At 40.2% G+C, this 20,917-nt stretch carries 19 protein-coding genes; 14 read left to right on the top strand and 5 right to left on the bottom strand.

From position 1 onward, the window contains the following. Nucleotides 1–40: 40 nt before the first annotated feature. Nucleotides 41–1,225 (top strand): MDR family MFS transporter, encoded by a 1,185-nt coding sequence (locus tag FWJ32_RS09275; RefSeq protein WP_149545676.1) that lies wholly within the window; start codon nucleotides 41–43, stop codon nucleotides 1,223–1,225. A gap of 402 nt (nucleotides 1,226–1,627) precedes the next feature. On the opposite strand, the gene tlp is transcribed toward FWJ32_RS09275, so the two are convergent. The 5 genes from tlp to FWJ32_RS09250 all read right to left on the bottom strand — a co-directional run bounded on the left by tlp (nucleotide 1,628) and on the right by FWJ32_RS09250 (nucleotide 6,039). Continuing rightward, nucleotides 1,628–1,915: a small acid-soluble spore protein Tlp gene (tlp, locus tag FWJ32_RS09270; protein ID WP_238988845.1), complete on the bottom strand. Its 288-nt coding sequence runs from the start codon at nucleotides 1,913–1,915 to the stop codon at nucleotides 1,628–1,630. A 267-nt stretch (nucleotides 1,916–2,182) separates the two neighbouring features. Then, the gene (locus FWJ32_RS09265; RefSeq protein WP_149545675.1) at nucleotides 2,183–2,494 is read right to left on the bottom strand and encodes a PTS fructose transporter subunit IIB; all 312 of its coding nucleotides are present in this window, start codon (nucleotides 2,492–2,494) and stop codon (nucleotides 2,183–2,185) included. 52 nt (nucleotides 2,495–2,546) lie between these two features. Then, nucleotides 2,547–3,593, bottom strand: a complete 1,047-nt coding sequence (locus tag FWJ32_RS09260; RefSeq protein ID WP_149545674.1) for a PTS fructose transporter subunit IIC — start codon at nucleotides 3,591–3,593, stop codon at nucleotides 2,547–2,549. 36 nt (nucleotides 3,594–3,629) lie between these two features. Continuing rightward, nucleotides 3,630–4,076, bottom strand: a complete 447-nt coding sequence (locus tag FWJ32_RS09255; RefSeq protein WP_149545673.1) for a PTS sugar transporter subunit IIA — start codon at nucleotides 4,074–4,076, stop codon at nucleotides 3,630–3,632. Further along, nucleotides 4,066–6,039, bottom strand: coding sequence for a BglG family transcription antiterminator (locus tag FWJ32_RS09250; protein WP_149545672.1), 1,974 nt, complete (start codon nucleotides 6,037–6,039; stop codon nucleotides 4,066–4,068). Before FWJ32_RS09250 ends, FWJ32_RS09255 begins: the two co-directional genes overlap by 11 nt. A gap of 307 nt (nucleotides 6,040–6,346) precedes the next feature. Between FWJ32_RS09250 and FWJ32_RS09245 the strand changes: the two genes are divergently transcribed. The 13 genes from FWJ32_RS09245 to FWJ32_RS09185 all read left to right on the top strand — a co-directional run bounded on the left by FWJ32_RS09245 (nucleotide 6,347) and on the right by FWJ32_RS09185 (nucleotide 20,917). Continuing rightward, the gene (locus FWJ32_RS09245; protein WP_149545671.1) at nucleotides 6,347–7,498 is read left to right on the top strand and encodes a M28 family metallopeptidase; all 1,152 of its coding nucleotides are present in this window, start codon (nucleotides 6,347–6,349) and stop codon (nucleotides 7,496–7,498) included. A 5-nt stretch (nucleotides 7,499–7,503) separates the two neighbouring features. Next, on the top strand, nucleotides 7,504–9,384 hold the full coding sequence (locus tag FWJ32_RS09240) for a sigma 54-interacting transcriptional regulator (RefSeq protein ID WP_149545670.1): 1,881 nt from the start codon (nucleotides 7,504–7,506) through the stop codon (nucleotides 9,382–9,384). A 370-nt stretch (nucleotides 9,385–9,754) separates the two neighbouring features. After that, nucleotides 9,755–11,266, top strand: a complete 1,512-nt coding sequence (locus tag FWJ32_RS09235) for a sodium:solute symporter family protein (RefSeq protein ID WP_149545669.1) — start codon at nucleotides 9,755–9,757, stop codon at nucleotides 11,264–11,266. A gap of 22 nt (nucleotides 11,267–11,288) precedes the next feature. Then, nucleotides 11,289–12,152: an isocitrate lyase/PEP mutase family protein gene (locus FWJ32_RS09230; protein WP_149545668.1), complete on the top strand. Its 864-nt coding sequence runs from the start codon at nucleotides 11,289–11,291 to the stop codon at nucleotides 12,150–12,152. Nucleotides 12,153–12,217: 65 nt separating this feature from the next. Beyond that, nucleotides 12,218–13,477, top strand: coding sequence for a 3-isopropylmalate dehydratase large subunit (locus tag FWJ32_RS09225; protein WP_149545667.1), 1,260 nt, complete (start codon nucleotides 12,218–12,220; stop codon nucleotides 13,475–13,477). A gap of 1 nt (nucleotide 13,478) precedes the next feature. Continuing rightward, nucleotides 13,479–13,976, top strand: a complete 498-nt coding sequence (locus FWJ32_RS09220) for a 3-isopropylmalate dehydratase small subunit (RefSeq protein WP_149545666.1) — start codon at nucleotides 13,479–13,481, stop codon at nucleotides 13,974–13,976. A gap of 1 nt (nucleotide 13,977) precedes the next feature. Beyond that, complete coding sequence (locus tag FWJ32_RS09215; protein ID WP_149545665.1) at nucleotides 13,978–14,841, top strand: isocitrate lyase/PEP mutase family protein; 864 nt, start codon at nucleotides 13,978–13,980, stop codon at nucleotides 14,839–14,841. A 4-nt stretch (nucleotides 14,842–14,845) separates the two neighbouring features. Further along, a complete protein-coding gene (locus FWJ32_RS09210; protein WP_149545664.1) occupies nucleotides 14,846–16,105 on the top strand; it encodes a 3-isopropylmalate dehydratase large subunit in 1,260 nt (419 codons plus the stop codon). Between the two features lies 1 nt (nucleotide 16,106). Further along, the gene (locus FWJ32_RS09205) at nucleotides 16,107–16,601 is read left to right on the top strand and encodes a LeuD/DmdB family oxidoreductase small subunit (protein ID WP_149545663.1); all 495 of its coding nucleotides are present in this window, start codon (nucleotides 16,107–16,109) and stop codon (nucleotides 16,599–16,601) included. Nucleotides 16,602–16,614: 13 nt separating this feature from the next. After that, nucleotides 16,615–17,490: an isocitrate lyase/PEP mutase family protein gene (locus FWJ32_RS09200; protein WP_149545662.1), complete on the top strand. Its 876-nt coding sequence runs from the start codon at nucleotides 16,615–16,617 to the stop codon at nucleotides 17,488–17,490. A gap of 305 nt (nucleotides 17,491–17,795) precedes the next feature. Continuing rightward, nucleotides 17,796–18,554, top strand: a complete 759-nt coding sequence (locus tag FWJ32_RS09195) for a DeoR/GlpR family DNA-binding transcription regulator (protein ID WP_149545661.1) — start codon at nucleotides 17,796–17,798, stop codon at nucleotides 18,552–18,554. Nucleotides 18,555–18,569: 15 nt separating this feature from the next. After that, nucleotides 18,570–19,409, top strand: coding sequence for a class II fructose-bisphosphate aldolase (locus FWJ32_RS09190; protein WP_149545660.1), 840 nt, complete (start codon nucleotides 18,570–18,572; stop codon nucleotides 19,407–19,409). Continuing rightward, nucleotides 19,406–20,917 carry a xylulokinase gene (locus FWJ32_RS09185; protein WP_149545659.1) on the top strand — a complete coding sequence of 504 codons (1,512 nt, stop codon included), beginning with the start codon at nucleotides 19,406–19,408 and terminating at the stop codon, nucleotides 20,915–20,917. The genes FWJ32_RS09190 and FWJ32_RS09185 overlap by 4 nt, the downstream gene beginning before the upstream one ends.

Genomic DNA, 20,917 nt, shown 5'->3' with positions numbered 1-20,917 from the left:
AGATAGAGCTGCTGGACTTAATCTGTGGGGGTTTATATTTATGACAAGGCACTACAACCTCAATTTCTGGATAAGGTTCTGGGGGCAGCTCTTAACCGGTATAGGGAATTTTATGATTATGCCGTTTATGGCTATATATTTAAATTCAAAGGTAGGTGGCGATGTCTCCAGGGTGGGCATTATAATGAGCCTTGGACCGATTGGGTCACTTATAGGCAGCCTTATAGGGGGGTATATTGCGGACAGGTTTGGAAGGAAGCCTGTCATGTTCTTTTCACTTCTTGGGGCCAGTGTTTCGCTGTTTTTATTTATTTTTGCACAGACCACACTGTGTTTTTCGGTGATTAACCTTTCCCAGGGGTTTTTTAACTCTTTATTCAGGCCTGCTGCGGATGCTATGGTGTCGGATATTATGACCGAAGAGGAGAGGCAGGAGGCTTATGGGCTTTTAAGGGTAGGGGTTAATGTAGGTGCTGCGATAGGTCCTCTTATCGGTGTCTGGGCTTTTACCTTTTCCAGAAATATGGTCTTTTTGGCCACGTCCATTGTGTTTTTTGGTTTTTCTATAGCTGTGTTTTTGTGGGTAAAGGAGACAAGGCCTTCCGGTGAGGTAAAGACCTTTGTGAATATGGGGAAGAGGTATTTTTATATTTTTGAGGATAAGGTATTGCTACTTTCTATCCTGGCAGGGTCAATGGTCCAGACTGCCTATGCAGTAGCGGCAGACTTTTCTCCTTTATATTTGATTGGAAAGGTTTCGGGTGTATACAACCCTACGGCATATATGTTTGCATTGAACGGCGCTATGGTGGTGTTTTTGCAGTTGCCCATATCAAAAAGTATAAAGGATATGAAGCCGGGTTTTGTTATGGCACTGGCTGCGGTGTTAACAGGTATAGGTACAGTTGGAATAGGTTTCTTTGATACCCTGCCACTCCTGCTTTTTGACTATGCTGTCTTTACAGTTGGTGAGATGCTTATGGCTCCAACCCACACTACGCTTCTTGCCAGCATTGCTCCTGAGGATAGACGGGGACTCTACATGGGCATGGGGGGCTTAACGTGGATCTCAGGAGGCTTTTTTGGGCCTCTGCTGGCTGGTTTTTTAATGGATAGTTTGGGAGGCCAGGCCCTGTTTGCTATGATGGGTGTGCTCTCTGTGATGAGCATGGGGCTGTTTCGTATGATTGATAGAGAGATTGAAAGAAAGGAAATGTCTTGCTGAAACCGCAAGGCATTTTCTGCTTATGCAGGATTATCCTTTTCCTTGTGCCTATGGCCTTGATATTAGGGTCAGTGTTTAATGACAGAAAGGTGACTATACGTGAAATAAAACTGGACAAGCCAGCTTTTTATCTTCATGTCTGTATCATCCATGGCTACGGTGGTTAAGATCAGGGACATGACGGGTGACGGTTTACCTGTTCTTGTTACGGGTCTTATCGTATTTTTCTGTTTTAAGTTTTATAAGCATGTCGCTTATCAAGCTTTTTGGTATATAAATAGCCAATATTATTGTAAATGTTAACCATATATTTTTATTTCTGATTATGAGACGGGGAGAAATTGTATGAACATGTTTTATTGTTGTGCTCTATATCAGGGAGAGACATCTTGCCCCTCCCATTCATCTGTTGCCCATATCTCCTTTATTATCTACTTCGTCTGCTATTTCATCCCTCATACCATGTATGCTTTCCAAACGGTGACGATTCTTTTCTTTTATCCTGTCAATCTCTTCTTTACTTAGCTCCTCGGCATGAAGCTTGATGTAGTCTTCTGCCTCACGATAGTTTTCTATGGTGTCATGTATCATATCTTGAAGTTTTTCTACGTTGTCAGAACGATCATCATGTTTTGGGATGTGATTTAAGTTGTCATTATTTCTGTTACTGTTTCTATAATTTTTCGCCAAGTTATCAACTCCTCCATATAAAGTTTGCTCATAATTATTTTGTTCAATAGATGGCTTTCTATGTATGGAGCTGGTAATGGCGAAAAATGAATTAAAAATTTTTGCGATGGTATTTATAGAGTGGCATAAGATTGTCCCACTTGATAAATAATTTTAATGCAGGAATTATCAAAAAGGGGATGTAAAATCTTCTAATGACGCTGAGAAATAGCTTTAAAATAATAAATTGGGACTGTAACTCAAACTGAACTGCAGCCCCAACTATCTTTACGATGATAGTGATTTTATCGCCTCTTCTATGACAGCCTTTCCACTTTTAATGGCTTTTTGTGCTTCAACCTTGTATATTGGTTTGCCTTTAAATCTGAATTCTTCCTTTACAGCAACATCAGCAGCAAATATTACTACATCTGCTTGTTCAACATCCTTTTGTGTTATCTTGTTTTCAATACCTATTGATCCCTGAGTTTCCACTTTTATTTTATGGCCCATGGACTTTGCTGCTTTTTCTAATGACTCGGCTGCCATATAGGTGTGTGCAATACCTGTTGGACATGCTGTAACAGCTACTATATTCATTGTATCACCCTCAGTTTTTATATAATTATCAAGTTATATTATAGCATAATTTCTATTCTACAGCTTCATCTTCTGCAGAAATATCATCAGTTACCGGTTTTTTCAATGCATTCACCAAAATTGCCGTAACCACAGTACCTATCAGTATTGCTACAATAAACATGAGCTTATTATCGACTACGGGCAGGACTATTGGTCCGCCATGAGGTGCATGGTCGCCCACTTTCCCTATTGCAGCGACTGCTGCGGCCACAGATGACCCTATCATGATTGAGGGTATTACACGTATGGGGTCAGCGGCAGCGAAGGGGATAGCACCTTCTGTTATACCTATCATGCCCATTGCAAGGGCACCATATCCTGCCTCCCTTTCTGTCTTTGTATACTTTTTAGGTGCGAGTAATGTGGCCAGGCCCATTCCAAGTGGAGGAGTGCATATAGCCGCAGCTATTGGCCCCATCACTGTATATATACCCTCGGCAATCATTGCACTGCCAAACATGAATGCGACCTTGTTGACAGGTCCACCCATGTCGAATGCTATCATTGCTCCTGTTATCATAGCCAGTATAACGGCATTACCGGTGCTCATGGATTTAAGCCAGGCTGTCATCGATTCCATAGCATAACTTATGGGGTTGCCCAGTACGTAAATCATAAGATAGCCAACAATAAGAGCAGATACAAGAGGTATTACAAATATTGGCATTATGGGACGCAAATTTTTAGGCACTTTCCAGCTCTTAACCCATCTTGCGACATATCCTGCTATGAAACCAGCTATAATACCACCCAAAAACCCGGCTTTTAATTGGTTTGCCAGTACACCGCCAACAAGCCCTGGGGCTATACCTGGCCTATCGGCTATACCATAAGCTATAAATCCAGCGAGGACAGGGACCATCATGGAGAATGCTGCATTGCCGATATCCATCATTGATTTCAAGAAGGGGTTTGTAACTACGGCTCCCTGGCCCTCCTGTACGCCGCTTAAGGCGATAGAAAAAGCTATCAGTACACCACCAATTACAACTATTGGAATCATGTAAGAGACACCTGTCATGAGGTATTCTCTGACCCTTTTTAATTCCTCTTTCATTTATAACTACCTCCTTAAATAATATTAATTTAAATTTTATTTAGAGATTTCATTCAGGACATATAAAATCTCGTCTTTTGAAGAAGCGGCTTTTAACGTCTGGACAAAATTTTCGTCCATCAATTTTCGGGAAAGTTGTGACAGAATTTTTAAATGGGTATTTTCGGCATTTTCGGTTGGAATGCCTAAGAGAAAAACAAGATACACTGGTTTGCCGTCTAATGAATCCCACTCTATTCCACAATTTGAACGACCAAAGACCACAGTCACCTCCTTTACAGCATCGCATTTACCATGGGGTATGGCTATACCATTACCAACACCAGTGGTATATGATTTTTCTCTTTCTAACACGCTGTTCATAAACTCTTCTACTGATGAGATTTTTTCTGCTTTGAAAGCCATATTGGACAGTTCCTCAATAGCTTCATCTCTGTTTTTTGCTTTTAAATCCAGCTCTATGAGATTTTGTTCAATAAGCATTGTTGCCGTCCTCCAATATCCTTATAATTTCATCTCGATTCTTAGCTTTTCTAAGAAGGTTGAGTGTTTGACTGGAATCAATAATTTCATAAAGCCCTTTAAAAATTGTTCTTGCTTTATCTACATCGTCTTTAGCTATACATACCATGAAGACAACATCTACCTTGTCATCTTCCCATGAGACAGGATCTTGTAGTGTGGTCACGGCGAGTATACTCTTATTTACAAGTTCTGGAGAGCCGTGTGGCATTGCAACACCGTTGCCTATTGTAGTTGGGCCAATTTTCTCTCGCTGCAGCATAGCCTCTAAATATCCCTTTTTAACATAACCGCTGGCATATAAACTGTTATACATACTGGTTATTACTTCCTCTTTATTTCTATATGATCTCTGGCATTCCAGGACCTCTACAGGTAGTGTGTGTCTAAGATGTGAATAATTCTTTTTGCACATGGTCTCAATAAAATTTTCTAACATTTTTATGTCTATGCTTGATAGTATGGGGTTTATTGTTATTACTGGCTTAGAGCACTCTACAGGTACCGTTGATATTACAATGTCTATATCATCAAGAGGCCGTTCTGTGAGGGCTATGGAGGATATAACATCTACAATTTCTAACTGCTTGAAGCTTTTTTCCAATCTAGCCGCAAGAAGCTGGGAGGTGCCTATGCCGCTTGTGCATACTACAAGCGTACGCAAAGGCTTCTTTGCCCTTTCTACTGCAGCTCCAATGTGGAGAGCTATATATCCTATTTCTTCCTCACCAATATTTTTCCCAAGGTATTTTTCAAAGACAACACTTGTCATCCAGGCGACGCCGAATATTTCAGGATAGTTGGACTTTATTTCATTTAATATTGGATTTCTCAAACTGAGTCCATATTTCAGCCTGTTTATTGTAGGCTGAAGATGCAGTATAAGGCCATTCAGGAGCAGCTTATCACTGCTGAAATCCATTGCCAATGAACGCTGGGCGATCTCAATAATCTCTTTGGCCATTGTCATGGCGATGTCTTCATTTCTTTCATCATAGAAAGAAAGGTCCACTTCTAAGGATTTCCCTTGCTGCATTTTTGCGCCAAGTATATGAAGGAGTATATACCCAACCTCGGATTCTGGAAGCTTTATATTAAAAGCTCTCTCAGTCATGGATGCGATTTCTCTGGCAACGGGGTAATCCCTTTTCTGCTTGAGGTCATTCAAGACATCGTTAGACAATTGGATATCCTTGTTTTTTCTCACCCTGTCTATAGCTATGGCTAAATGTATTAAAAGGCTTGAATAAGCCTCGTCGGAGAACCTGAATCCTAACTTTTCTTCGGCATGTGTAATTATTTTTTCGATGCTTACATAGTCAAGATCTATAAGCTCTCTAAGTTTTTCGATAGTTCTATAATCAATACGAAATGTGGCTTCATTATACAATAACTCTTTTAAATTATCTTCATTTTCAGTCATGGCAATAAGATTAGCCATTGCATTTCGTACGTTTTCTTCATCACCGACCACCTCTATGCCATAATTGGTCTTTTTTAAAAGTGAGAGATTAAACCTCTGAAGCCACTCTTCCACATCATTTAAGTCCTTTTGTATGGTTACCTTGCTTACATACATCAATTCGGACAACTGCTTTATGGTTATACTTCCTTTACTCAAAAGGAGGCATTTCAAGATAAAGAGCTTCCTTGACTCGGGTGTATGTGATTTGGGAAGTGCAGCACCTGCAGTCACTTCGTTATTTAATGCAGCCTTGCCTTTTTCACTTCCTTCAATAGAGACTCCTATACCTGGACGTTTTTTAAGACTAAGTCCACGTTTTTGCAAATAGTCTTCAAGTGTCTTTAGGTCATTTCGTATGGTTTTGTTTGACACGCCGAGTTCCTTGGCTATAAAGTCTACGGTGACCGGTACTCTACTGTTCAGCAGTATTTTTACTATGCTGGGGAGCCTGTTTGTCATGATTCACCACCTTGCCACATATAATGTGGTAGTTACTTTACTAATTTACCTCTTCGTTCATAATAGATTATATCGAATAATCCTAATTAATCAATACAGGAAAACGATATTTTTGCTACCGCAATATTGTGGTAAAAGTTTATTAATTCGTCAATTATGGAATCACTGTCTGTATATTGTGTTTACGCTTTCACTGCATTTATGGGAAAAGCAGAAGCCTGTTTTGTTTGAAAATATTTTTAGCAGGAATATACACGGATATATCGAATTAACATATTAATGATGTTTAAAAAAGGAGAATTGAAAAATGGATAGCTTTGAATATATCAAGAAAATATGTTCTTTTCCACATAGAGGGTCGGGGACAAGATATGAACATGAAGCCTGCGGTATAATAAGCAGGGAACTTACCTCTATGGGGTATAAGGTAAATGTTCAGGAATTTAAGTCGCCTCCTGATACACTTTATGCAATACCTTTGGAAGTGGGAATACCTCTTGTGGTTTTAGGGTATCTTTCTTTAAACGTGTATAACACAGCCACATATTTGATCTTGTTTGTATTTTGCCTTTTGTTGTTTTTGCCACTTATTGTTGAAACAAGTGGCCTGGCCATTGAGACCAATATCCTTCCTAAGAGGGTATCATATAACATATTTACCCTGCCGGACACTAAAGCTAGTAAGAATGTCATAGTATCTGCACACTATGATACGCAAAGAGGGAGCTTTCTCTTTCATCCGTCCTTTGTTGATCACCTCGAGACCTTTTACCACATCAATTATATAGGCTTTGGCCTTGTGCCAGCAGGCATACTGATACGAATATTTATGCCAGTGGTGAGGTGGCCGCTCATTATGGGTTTGGTGATTTCATTTATCGGCCTTGTGGTATTTTTTGCGGCATGGGTGACTGGCAAATACACACCGGGGGCCAATGACAACGGCACAGGGGTTGGCCTGGCCCTCTATCTGGCAGAGGACTACATAAAGAATAAGGCGGATTACCCCGGTAATGTAAACCTGATGTTCCTCTTTACAGGCTGCGAAGAGGTTGGTGAAAGGGGAATGAGGGCCTTCATAAAGAGGTATAAAGGACAGCTGGACAAAGAAAATACCTCATTTATAATACTGGATAACCTTGGCACAGGAAAGATTACATACCTTGAAGGTGAAGGAATGCTTGCCTACAAAAGGGCAGGTGGCAATCTCTTAAAGATAGCTGAGGATATGAAAGTGAAATATCATGATATCCAAAAACAGCACAACCTGCTCTTGCCAACTGATTCTCTACCTGCTATGGCATATGGATACAGTTCCATCAGTTTTTTGGGTAAAGACGAGAAGGGAAGATTGGGCAATTATCACTGGCATACCGATACTATAGAAAACCTTGACAGAGATCTTTTGCAGATGGAAGAAAAATTTTTTAAAGAATATATCATTAAGGTTATGGAGTGATAGACGTGGAGCCCAGGATAGCCGTAATGAGCTATGACAGACTTACCGAGGCTATAAAGGCTTCGATTTCTGAAGATGAGCTGGGAAAACTTCTTATAATAAATTCAAGCTTTGAAGAGACAAAAAACATTGCTGAAAAGCTCTGGAATGAAGGTAGAGTTGATGTGTTTGTAAGTGGAAGCAGTAACCTTCAAATAATAAAAGAAGAGCTGAAGGCGCCCATAGTACCAATACAGATTTCAGGATTTGATATGATGGATAACCTTTCTAAAGCCATAATATTTGGGAGAAAGATTGCTATAGTTACCTATAAAGAGCCTATTACCAGGATGTCGGACTATAAAAGCATACTTGACGTGGAGATACATGAAAAGTACTACTCAAATTATCATGAACTTAAAACACTTTTAAATGAGATTAAAATGGAAAATTTCGATGCTGTGATAGGTTCCAGTCTGGTATGCGACCTTTGCGACGAAATTGGTCTGCATTCAATTTTTATCTATTCATCAAATAGTATAAAAAATGCAATTGCTCAAGCCCTCTGTATTCAGAAGTCAATAACAGAAGAAAAGTACAGGTCAAATCAACTCAATGCTATACTGAACTATGCTTACAGCGGGATCATTGCTACTGATGAGAAGGGGGTTATCCAGGTATACAATCCCATGGCAGAGAAAATAATGGAGATACCAAGGGAAAAAGTGGTCGGCCAAAAAGTGGATAATACAATAGAAAATACACGTTTAAACCATGTGTTATCTACAAAGAAGGAAGAGATTGACCAGATACAGAAAGTCAAAGATAGGATAATTTTGACAAGCAGGATTCCAATAATCGTGGAAAATGAGGTAAAGGGTGTAGTAGCCACTTTCTCGGATATTAAGAGTATACAGAAAGCAGAGCATAAGATAAGAAGAGAACTTTACTCTAAGGGATTGATATCAAAATATTCTTTTGAAGATATAAAGGGCAGTTCAAGGCCGATACGTGATTGTATTGAGACTGCACGTCAATATGCAAGAAGTGACTTCACCATACTTATAACCGGTGAGTCTGGTACGGGTAAGGAACTGTTTGCCCATAGTATCCACAATGAAAGTGAAAGGAAAGATGAAGCATTTGTGGCTGTAAACTGTGCGGCACTCCCTGAAAACCTTTTGGAATCTGAACTATTTGGCTATGAGGAGGGAGCATTTACCGGAGCCAGAAAAGGGGGTAAGATGGGGCTGTTTGAACTTGCCCATAATGGCACTATATTTCTTGACGAAATATCGGAAATCCCTTTGAGTCTTCAGTCAAGACTCTTAAGGGTTATCCAGGAAAAAGAGGTTATGAGACTGGGAAGTGATAAGATTATACCAGTGGATGTTAGGATAGTCTCCGCCACAAATAAAGATCTGTGGAAGGAAGTAGTTGAAGGGCGTTTTAGAGAAGACCTCTATTATAGATTGAGTGTGCTGGAACTAACCATACCTCCATTGAGAGAAAGGAAAGCAGACATACCTGAAATTGCAAGGGATTTCATTATCACGAATTTCCCAAATCTTTATAGCGCTTACGAAAAGAAATGGGAAAGGATTTTTAAAATACTGCAAGGGTACGAGTTCTACGGAAATGTAAGAGAACTACAGAATGTACTCAAAAGGTTATCTGTTTTGATCAACAGTGATAATACTAAAAATAAGTCAGAAACAGAGCTTGTTGATAGTGTATATAAGGAAAAACTAAAACAAGAAATACCTTTAAATAGAGAACAAAGAGAAATAAATCAGATACTTGAAATATTAAATGAGTCTAACTGGAATAAGGAAAAAGCAGCAAGGAAACTGGGCATAAGCAGGACAACATTGTGGAGGAAACTCAAGACCTACGGAATCGAGTAGGTCTTTTTTATTGAGTTTCAACAATATGAAACGTAATGGAACATATTTGAAACATTTGTACACAAATGGTAAGCGTTTGCTGCGTTTATAACCTGGCACGATTTTTGCTGATTATTATATATGAAGGGAGGTGAACATTATGAAAGACCCAATGAAATGGTCGGTTTGGATAGGTTTTTTAATTCTGGTAGTACTATTGGTCCCGTGGTATATGCCAAAGGCATGGGGTGAAGTTTTTGTTTTTGGGCTACCTTTGTGGGGACTGCTTAGCATTCTGCTTAATATCTGTCTGGTATGCTATATAATTTACGTAATCAGTAATCATTGGGACATCGAAAAGTTCATTAAAAAGTAAGGAGGTGTAAATAACATGGGTAATTTCGGAATTGGCACAGGTGGAATGATATTCCTGTTTATTATGTTAGCTTTAATGCTATATCTTGGCTATTATTCATTTAAACAGAGAAGTGGAGAAAGTATGTCAGACTACTTTCTTGCAAATCGTGGAGTAGGTACAATGGTATTGGCGTTTAGCCTTTTTGCCACCCAGTATAGTGGCAACAGTATGATAGGGTACACAGCAAGAGCTTACAGGATTGGATTCAGTCAACTAGTATATCCAATATTTATGGTAATGGTTGTTGTATTTTACCTGCTTTTTATCCCAAGGCTTTTTGTATTGGCTCATAAATACAATTATATAACTGTGGTTGATTATCTGAACGATAGGTATAATTCAAAACTGTTGAGTCTTATAGGTGGCATATTTCTCTTGTGGGGTATTGTTGTACAGTTCCTGGAGCAGTTACAGGCAACGGGTACACTCTTTGCTGGTGTAAGCCCAAATACACCTTACTGGGTTGGCGTGGTTTTCTTAGGTGCTGTTATTACAATATACGTAATGATAGGCGGTATGAGGGGTGCAATGCTTGTTCAGGCGTTACAGGGAGCCATCATGTTCTTCGGCGTTCTGTTTCTGTTGATATTTGGATGGGTGTATTTTGGAAGCATTGGCAGTGCTGTTCAAACATTAGCCGTATCCGAACCAGCTAAGGTTTTACCGCCAGTTAGTTTAAGCAAAATTTTAAACTGGGCCAGCACTATGATATTGGTTGGCCTGGGAGCATCTCTATATGTTAGCTCAATACAACAATTTTACGCATCACAGAGTGAAAAAGTTGTGAAACGTTCATTGACAAGGATGGCTGTTTTAACTTTCATTACACCTACTATTCTAGTGTTAGTTGGTATTATGTGTGCTGCCGCATTTCCGGGTTTAAGCGAGATGGAATCAGAACAGGTTGTCCCATATTTGATAAATGCAATTATGCAAAAGTCTCCTATAGCTTATTGGGCTATGACCATATCTTTTACCGGTATAATAATGGCTACGCTATCAACAGCCAGCGGCGTTTTGATTTCAATAACCTCTATGCTGATAAAAGACTTTTATAAAGGGTTTATTAATCCAAATGTAAGTGATTCAAAAGCTACAACAATATCTAGATGGTTTAACTTAGTTGTAATAGTAATAGGTATATTATTGGTGTTAGAGCCATCTACAACTATATGGAGGCTTACAGAGATAAAGTTTGAGGGTCTTGTACAGGTTGCACCGGCCATAATATTGGGCCTATACTGGCAGAAAGCCTCGAAGGCATCAATCTTATCGGGAATGATAACCGGAGGTGTACTTGCCATTGGGATGAATCTTGCCGGTTATGCCTCGTATATGGGTATACAAGCCGGTATGTGGGGGCTAATTTTGAATTTCATCATCGTTATCATATTAAGCAATGTTTTACAACCAAGCAGTGAAGAGATAAAGAACAATGAAGAAAGGTTTGTAAGTGTCTTCAGGATGGCTGAGGAAAATAAGTAGACAGTAAAAGGAGGAGTTTATCATGGGCAAAGGCAGAATTATAAAGCAATATATAGAGAGAAAAAAAATTTTGGTTTCACCAGGCGCATTCAACAGTATATCGGCAAAAATGGTTGAGCAGGCAGGCTTTCCATCGGTATATTTAACCGGATATGGCGCTGCTGCAAATCTTTTGGGAGCACCAGATATTGGGCTTCTTTCTATGTCTGAGATGGTAAAACATTTAAAGTATATGAATGAGGCAGTAAATATACCCATTATAGCTGATGCTGATACTGGCTACGGTAATGCTTTAAACGTCTATAGGACAGTCAAAGAGTATGAGAAGGCTGGAGCCGCGGCTATACAATTAGAGGATCAGACATGGCCCAAAAGATGTGGACATATGGAAGGGAAAGAGGTTATATCTGCAGAGGAAATGGTGGGTAAGTTAAAGGCCGCACTTGATGCCAGAGATGACGACGATACGCTTATTATAGCAAGGACAGATGCACTTGCACCCCTTGGATTTGATGAGGCAATAAGGAGGGCAAACCTCTATAAGGAAACTGGGGCTGACATAATATTTGTAGAGGCTCCGCCGGATATAGAGCAACTAAAAAGGATTCCCAGAGAAGTAAATGCTCCTATACTTGCTAACATGATAGAGGGAGGCAAGACGCCGGTATTATCTTCAAAGCAACTTGAAGAGATGGGATTTGCTATAGTAATTTACCCATTATCTGCACTTTATATGATGACAAAAGCTGTGAAGGATGTTTTAACTGAACTAAAAGAGAAGGATACAACACAAGGCATGGTGGACAAGATGATAAGCTTTAAGGAATTCAATGAGATAGTTGAATTAAGCAAAATAAGAGAAAATGAAAAAAAATATAAATTATGAATTGAAGTTTTTTGGTACCTCCGGTGTTATTCCGGGGGTATCAAATTTAAAATGGAGGGATTGCTATGGGAAAGGCTATAACCGAAAAAATTCTATCTGATCATAGTGAACAAAAAGATTTTAAACCGGGAGACATTATTGATGTAAAAGTGGACTTTTTGCTTACCAATGACATCTCAGGACCTGTGGCGGTACAGGAGTTTGAAAAGATGGGTGACGGAGAGCTCTTTGATAACAATAGGGTGGCTATAGTACTCGATCACTTTACGCCAAATAAAGACGTGGTATCGGCCAATGTAAGTAAAACCATGAGAGACTTTGCAAAATCTAAAGGCATTACTCATTTTTACGATGCCGGATATGGTATAGAGCACGTTATACTTCCCAAGGATGGAATGGTAAAGTCCGGTGACCTTGTCATAGGTGGAGACTCTCACACTACTACCTATGGAGCATTGGGGGCTTTCTCAACAGGCGTTGGGAGTACTGATGTAGCTGGTATCATGGCGTTGGGCACTACCTGGTTAAGAGTGCCAGAACAAATGAAGTTTGTGCTAAAAGGAAAGCCTGACAAATGGATTAATGGCAAAGACATTATTGTATATATCATTTCAAAAATAGGAACAGATGGAGCTCTTGGCAAATCTATGGAGATAACAGGTGATGGTGTTAAATATTTTGATATGGATTCCAGATTTACAATATGTAATATGGGTATAGAAGCTGGAGCATTAAACTGCATATTTAATTTTGATGAAATTACTGAAATCTATGAAAAGAATGCAGGAGTTAGTAACTATAAGATTTATAAAAGTGATGAAGATGCTGAATATGACTACGTAATGGAGATAAATCTTGAAGAATTGCAGCCAATGGTGGCCGCCCCCCATATGCCATCTAATGGAAGGCCAGTAACAGAATTGTCTGATGTGAATATTGACCAGGTAGTAATAGGCTCATGTACCAATGGAAGGATTGGAGACTTAAGGACTGCCGCTCAGGTTGTCAAAGGCAAGAAAGTCAGCCCAAACGTAAGAGCGTTGCTGATACCAGGAAGCAGAGAGGTATATTTAATGGCTTTAAGAGAGGGACTTATAGAAATATTTACTGAGAGCGGATTTACTGTGTGCTCACCATCATGTGGGCCCTGTTTTGGAGGTCACTTGGGCATCCTTGGCAGGGGGGAAAGGTGTGTATCTACAACTAACAGGAATTTTGTTGGCAGGATGGGTGATAAGAGTAGTGAGGTTTACCTGGCAAGCCCGGCAGTTGCTGCAGCGACGGCTATAACAGGTAAGATTACAAGTCCAACGGAGGTGGCCTGATATGATATATAGAGGAAAAGCTATTAAGTATGGTGATAACATTAATACTGATGTAATTTTACCAGGGCAATATTTGAATCTGACCGACGAGCGTGACCTTGCAGCCCATTGCATGGAAGGGATAGACTCCGATTTTGTCAATAAAGTGGAAAAAGGCGATATTATTGTTGGCGGCAGTAACTTTGGATGTGGAAGCTCAAGGGAGCACGCACCGATAGCCATTAAAGCCAGCGGTGTAAGCTGCATTATAGCAAAAAGCTTTGCAACTATATTTTATAGAAATGCTATAAATATAGGGGTTCCTGCTGTAGAATGTCCTGATGCTATAGATGAAATAAATGAGGGAGATATTTTAGAGGTAGATATCGAAAAAGGAACAGTTAAAAATATTACTTTAGGAAAGTCATATAATGCTACAGTTTATCCTAAATCTATTCAGAATCTTATCAATGTCGGTGGGCTTGTAAATTATGTAAAATCTATAAGAGGTGTTAATTAATATGAGAGAGAAATTTAATAAACTGCTTGAAAAGAAGGGAATCATAATTGCACCTGGGTGTTATGATGCGCTTTCAGCTAAGATTATTGAGAATGCAGGTTTTGAATGTGCTTATATGACAGGATTTGGCTCTTCCGCCGGGCTTTTGGGGAAACCTGATGTAGGGCTTTTGTCTATGGAAGAGATGATTTCTAATGCAACACGCATAGTTAATGCTATTGACATACCGTTGATAGCAGATGCAGATACCGGGTATGGCAATCCTTTAAATATTATAAGGACTGTAAAGGAGTATGAAAAATGTGGTGTAGCTGCCATCCATATTGAAGATCAGGTTACTCCTAAAAGATGCGGTCATATGGAAGGAAAGGAGGTAATACCAGCTGAAGAAATGGCTCAAAAGATTAAGGCTGCCGTTGATGCCAGAGAGAATACTGATTTCAAGATAATTGCGAGAACAGATGCAAGAGCGGTATTGGGGTTAGATGAGGCCATAAGGAGAGCTAAACTTTACAGGGAAGCTGGCGCAGATATAATATTTGTGGAATCACCTTATACAGTAGATGAGTTTAAGATAATATCTCATGAAATAAATGCACCCCTTCTGGCCAATATGGCCGAAGGTGCTAAGTCGCCAATGCTTTCAGCCAAAGAATTAGAAGACCTGGGCTATAAAATTGTAATATATCCTGTAGGCCTCTTATTTGCAGCGGCAAAAGCTATGTTAAGTGTGGCAAAAGAAATAAGAGATAAAGGTACAGATAGAGATATGCTTAACAACATGACATCTTTTAAAGAGTTCAATGACTTTATTGGCTTATCAGAATATAATGGGATGTCAAATAAGTATAAAACGGAGGCATGAACTTATGCCAATGACCTTGACACAAAAAATATTGGCGAAGGCTTCAGATAAAGTGGAGGTAGTACCTGGCGATATTGTTGAAGCAAGGGTAGATCTAGTAATGGGTCATGATGTACTAATGCCACTTGCCTTTGAGGCTTTTGAAGAAACCGGTGCTACTAAATTATTTGATGTAAATAAAGTGGTGGCCGTTCAGGATCATTTTGTCCCTGCTCCAGATGTAAAAAGTGCAGAACAATCAAAGAGATTGAAGGAGTATGTCAAAAAATATTCCATGGTCAATTATTTTGAATTGGGTAGGGGTGGGGTATGCCATACCATAATACCTGAGAAGGGATTTGTTGTTCCTGGAGATGTTGCTGTGGGTTCAGATTCCCATACAACTACCTATGGCGCATTAGGAGCTTTTGCTACGGGACTTGGCAGTTCAGAAATTGGTGTTTCTATGGCTTTAGGAAAGATGTGGTTTAGGGTACCTGAAGCTATAAAAGTGGTGTTAAACGGCAAACCAGGTAGATATATAGGTGGGAAGGACGTTATTCTTGAAATTTTAAGGAGAATAGGTACAGATGGAGCCAGATACTGCAGCCTTGAATTTGCTGGAGATGGTATAAAATATCTGGATATTGATGACAGGCTTACCATATGCAATATGGCTGTAGAAACAGGGGCAAAAAATGCAATCTTCGAAGTTGACAGCATTACAAATGAGTATCTCCAAAATAGAGTTAAAAAAGATTTTGATGTTTTAAAAGCAGATGATACGGCTGAGTATAAAGGTGAGATAGAGATAGATTTATCTAAAGTGGTTCCGCTTATTGCGGCTCCGCATTCACCGGATAATGTAAAAGAAGTACATGAGATAAAAGGTGTAAAAGTAGATCAGGTTTATATAGGTTCATGTACCAATGGAAGGATTAAAGATTTAAGAGAGGCTGCGGAAATTTTAAAAGGTAAAAAAGTGAATGAGAATACCAGGCTTATAGTTGTACCATCGAGTCAAGAGGTCTATAAGCAGGCATTGCAAGAAGGGCTGATTGATACATTTTTAGAAGCGGGTGCTGCGATTGGACCACCTACCTGTGGTGCATGCTGCGGCGGACATATGGGACTTTTAGCATCAGGCGAGGTATGCGTTTCAACAACAAATAGGAATTTTATAGGACGTATGGGGAGTAAAGAGAGTTACGTCTATCTGACTTCTCCGTATGTGGCAGCAGCAACAGCTGTGGCTGGTAAGATTGTTTTGCCGGAGGAGGCCTAATATGATATTCAAAGGAAGAACATTTACGTTTGGAGATAACATAGATACAGATGTAATTATACCAACAAAATATTTAGTAACCAATTCTCCTGATGAATTAAAAGCTCATTGTATGGAAGGGATAGATACTGAATTTGCAAAAGATGTTTGCAGCAACGATATTATCGTTGCTGGTGAAAATTTTGGGTGTGGAAGTTCAAGAGAACATGCAGTGTTGGCAATATCCGGCTGTGGTGTGAGACTTATAATTGCAAAGTCTTTTGCAAGGATATTCTTCAGGAATTGTCTAAATAGGGGTATATATCCCCTCGAATTCAAACATACGGATCAAATTGATAGAGGGAATATAATCTTTGTGGATACAGATAGAGGTATTTTAAAGAATGAAACTAAAAATGAAGAATATGAGATTCCCAAATTTGATGCCTTTATTACAGAACTTATTGAACTGGGTGGAATAATTCCTTATGCTCGAAAACAATTAAATATACGTTGAGGAGGGTTCAATAATGACGAAGATAGAACGGATAAGGAAGAGATTTGTTGAACTTTTAAACGGCCCTGGAATAATAGTTATGCCTGGCGCACCAGATGCTCTGGCGGCAAAAATCATAGAAAAAACAGGTTTTAAAGCAATATTTACTACAGGATATGGCACGTCAGCTACAAGACTTGCTAAGCCTGATAGGGGACTGGTTGACTTTTATGAGATGGTTGAGAGGGCCAAAGAGATTGTGGATAGTGTGGATATACCGGTCTTTGCCGACGCTGATACCGGATATGGTAATCCATTGAATACTATGCGTACTGTAAGGTCTTTTGAGGATGCTGGTGTGGCAGGTATATTCTTAGAGGATCAAGTATGGCCAAAAAGATGCGGCCACATGGAGGGTAAACAGGTGATACCAACGGATGAGATGGTACAGAAAATAAGGGCTGCAGTGGATGCAAGACGGGACAAGAACTTTATGATTATGTCAAGGACTGATGCAAGAGCAGTTTATGACCTGGATGAGGCCATAGAGAGAAGCCATAAATACAAAGAGGCTGGAGCAGATCTTATCTTTATAGAAGCACCCCAAAGCGTGGAGGAACTGAAGAGAATAGGTGAGGAATTTAAAGGTGTACCTCTCATGGCTAATATAATAGAGCACGGTAAAACACCTCTGCTTACTGCACAGGAGCTTCAGAATCTTGGCTTTAAACTGGTAGTATTTCCACTCACAAACCTCTATGCAGCAACATACGGTATGATGGGTGCAATGCAGGAACTATATGAGAAAGGTACCACGGCAGGATATATAGATAGATTGGTATCGTTTGACAAATTCAATGAGTTTATAGGACTTGAGGAAACAAATGCTATAGAGGCAAGGTACAAATAGAAGGAGGCCTGCGGCCTCTTTTTTCTTTTACTGTCGTGTCGTCGGCTTTGCATATAATATCGCATGTGAATCATTTTGCGGAGTTTTAGCGCTATCAAAATAACTATAGGGTTTAGGGTTAAGAATATAATAATAAAATTTAATTTTAACTTTGCCGTATTACAAATTATTGTTATTGGTCAAAATACAAAAAAATTTTTTTGGAGTGCAAGAAGGATTTTTTGGTTTTATGTTGAATATATAATATATAATCCAAAGAAAAACCAATAAATTCAACAATAATCAAACAGTAAGGGGTACAGAAAATGATAGCTGCGGAGAGAAGAGCACGGATAAAGAAGATGCTTCTAGAGAGACGATTTATTAAAGTGTCTGAACTAACAAAGGTATTTGATGTTTCCGATGAGACTATTAGGAGAGACTTGGATGAGCTGGAAAAAGAAGGAATACTGAAGAAAAACTATGGCGGAGCGGTCTTGACAGAGGATAGCTATGTGGTGCCGCCACTCCGGGTAAGGAATGAAGAAAACCTGGAAGAAAAAATGGCCATAGGTAGAAAAATGGCTGAAATAATAGATGATGGGTCTTTTGTCATCTTAGATGCCGGCTCTACTACCTTGTGTGTGGCAAGAGCTCTTAGAGATAAAAGCATAAATGTCTTAACCAACGACCTGAATATATCCTATGAGCTTTCAAATTGTCCTAACATAAACGTTTTTATAACTGGCGGACTGTTAAAAAAAGAGACCATGTCTTTGATAGGGCCTGAGGCAGTGAGGAATATTCAGGTATATAATGCATCCGCAGCTATAATTGGCACTGGAGGGATAACCTTTGACAAGGGCTTTACTGCAGGTGACACCTTTGAGGCTGAGGTAAAGAGGGCAATGATGTCGTCCAGCGATAGGGTTATTATCGTAGCCGATTCCTCAAAGATTAACAAGAGGGCAATGGTGTCATTTGCCGATATAAGTGAGGTTGATGAGGTGGTGATAGCCGGCCAGGTGGATGTGGACTTTGTCTCAGGCCTGGCCGATATAGGCATAAAAGTTATAACCTGCTGAGAGAGGAGTAATACAATGGCTTTAGTCAACATGGTAGACATGCTAAGTAGGGCAAAGGATAAAGGGTATGGCGTAGGCGCCTTTGACTTCATAGACATTAAGACTCTTGAAGGTATCATAGAGGCTGCGGAGGAAGAAAATTCCCCTGTAATACTGGCGGTACCCGAAAGGCTTTTGGGGATAATAGATATGAAGTCGCTGACGCGGGCGGCCCTCGCATATATAGAGTGCACAGATATACCTGTGGCGCTTCACCTGGACCACGGTAAGAGCTTTGACAACATAATACTGGCTGTAAAGTATGGGTTTTCATCGGTTATGTATGATGGTTCTTCCCTGCCCATGGAGGAAAACATAAAAAACACAAGAGAAATTGTGAGGATAGCTAGGGCAGCAGGCATCAGTGTGGAGGGTGAATTGGGTTATGTGGGTAGAAATATAAATGCAGAGACTCTTGACTCTGACTTTTTTACCAAGCCTGAGGAAGCAAAAAGATATGTGGAAGAGACAGGTGTGGACGCCCTGGCAGTGTCCTATGGCTCTGTCCACGGTATGTATATAGGCAAGCCGCACCTGGATTTTGAAAGGCTAAGAGCAATAAAAAATACTGTGGATGTGCCACTGGTTCTGCACGGAGGTTCGGGCCTGAGCGATGATGACTTCATTACATCTATAAAAAATGGGATATGCAAGGTGAATATATTTACTGAAATATCTGTAAGGGGTATGGACAGGTTACGCAATGAGCTAAAAAAAGACCAGGAATTAGCCTTGGTATTGGATGGGCTCAAGAAAGAGACAAGGGATGTCGTAAAGAGGTATATAGAACTTTTTGGGAGCAGGGATATGGCATGAATGTGATAATCACCTATGACATAGGTACAACCTCATTAAAAACTGTATTTTTCGACACAGACGGCAATATCCTGTATTCCTCTTCGAGAGAATACCGCATATATAGCGATGGGCCGGGATACGCAGAACAGGACCCCGATGACTGGTGGGGGGCTATAATTGGCACTACCAGGGATGGCCTGGCCGCCATAGGAGATGCAGATATCATAGGCATTGGACTCTCATCCCAGAGGGAAACGGTAACAGCCGTTGACAACGCGGGTAGGCCCATGATGCGTGCCATATCATGGATGGATAGGCGCTCAAAGGATGAGGCGAATATCTTATCGAAAAGGTTTGGCTTTGACTATCTTCATGACCATACCGGCCTTATATCAGATACCACATTTACTGCAACCAAGCTTCTATGGTTTAAGAATAACGGGTTTGATTTATGTAGTGCCTTTAAATTCCTCCAACCTAAGGACTACATAATATATAAATTGACGGGGGAATATGTGGAAGACTACAGCCTCGCCTGCAGGACCATGTACCTGGACATAAAGGATAAGAAATGGATGAAAGATGTGCTGGACTTTATAGGTATAAATCCAGAAAAGCTCCCATCCTTGGTCTATTCCGATGAGGTTGCCGGCAGGTTAACCAGGGAAGCCGCTGCAGTACTTGGTTTAAGAGATGGTATACCGGTAGTGGCAGGTGCAGGAGACAGGCAGTGCGAGGCGCTGGGTGTGGGCATAGACAGGGATACGGCCATGGAGTCTACAGGTACCACCACAAACCTCTCCGTGTCTTTGGACAGTGTGCCTAAAAATATTGACAAAAGGGTTACAGTAAGCATACACAGCCTGAGAGATAAGTACCTTATGGAACAGGGCATGACCACATCCGGCACCATATACAGATGGTTCAGGGATGAGTTTTGCAAGAGTGAGCGGGAAACAGCAGAACAATTTGATTTAGATGTATATGACCTGATAGATGAAAAAATTGAGAAAAAACCTGTAGGTTCTGGTGGCCTTATACTTCTTCCTTTCTTTATGGGGGCAAAGGCCACCAGATGGAATCCAAATGCGAGAGGGACTATACTTGGCTTCACCCTTGGCACAGACAGGTGGGATATCGCCCGTGCAATACTGGAGGGTGTTGCCTATGAGATAAATGCCTGTATTGGTGTATTAGAGGAAAATGGCATAGAGATAAGTGAAATGATAGGCATGGGTGGAGGCAGCAAGGGCAGGGTCTGGAGTCAGATAAAGGCTGATGTTACAGGGAAGAGGGTTAAAAAGACCAGGACGCAGGAGGCTGCATCGCTGGGAGCTTATCTTCTGACCCTTAAAGGCCTGGGTATAATAAATGACCCTGTGACGAAAGCAAGGGAAATAAACAGCGCAGTGGAATATATAACCCCTGATGAAGCTGCCCATGAGAAATACAAGAAGTATTACAATGTCTATGAGGAACTCTACAGTTTGGTAGAGCCCATATTTAATAAACTCACGAAAATGTGA

Source organism: Calorimonas adulescens, assembly GCF_008274215.1.
GTDB classification, from domain to species: domain Bacteria; phylum Bacillota; class Thermoanaerobacteria; order Thermoanaerobacterales; family UBA4877; genus Calorimonas; species Calorimonas adulescens.
The sequence above is the reverse complement of the archived record's forward strand: the minus strand, read 5'-3'. Positions and strand labels throughout refer to the sequence as shown.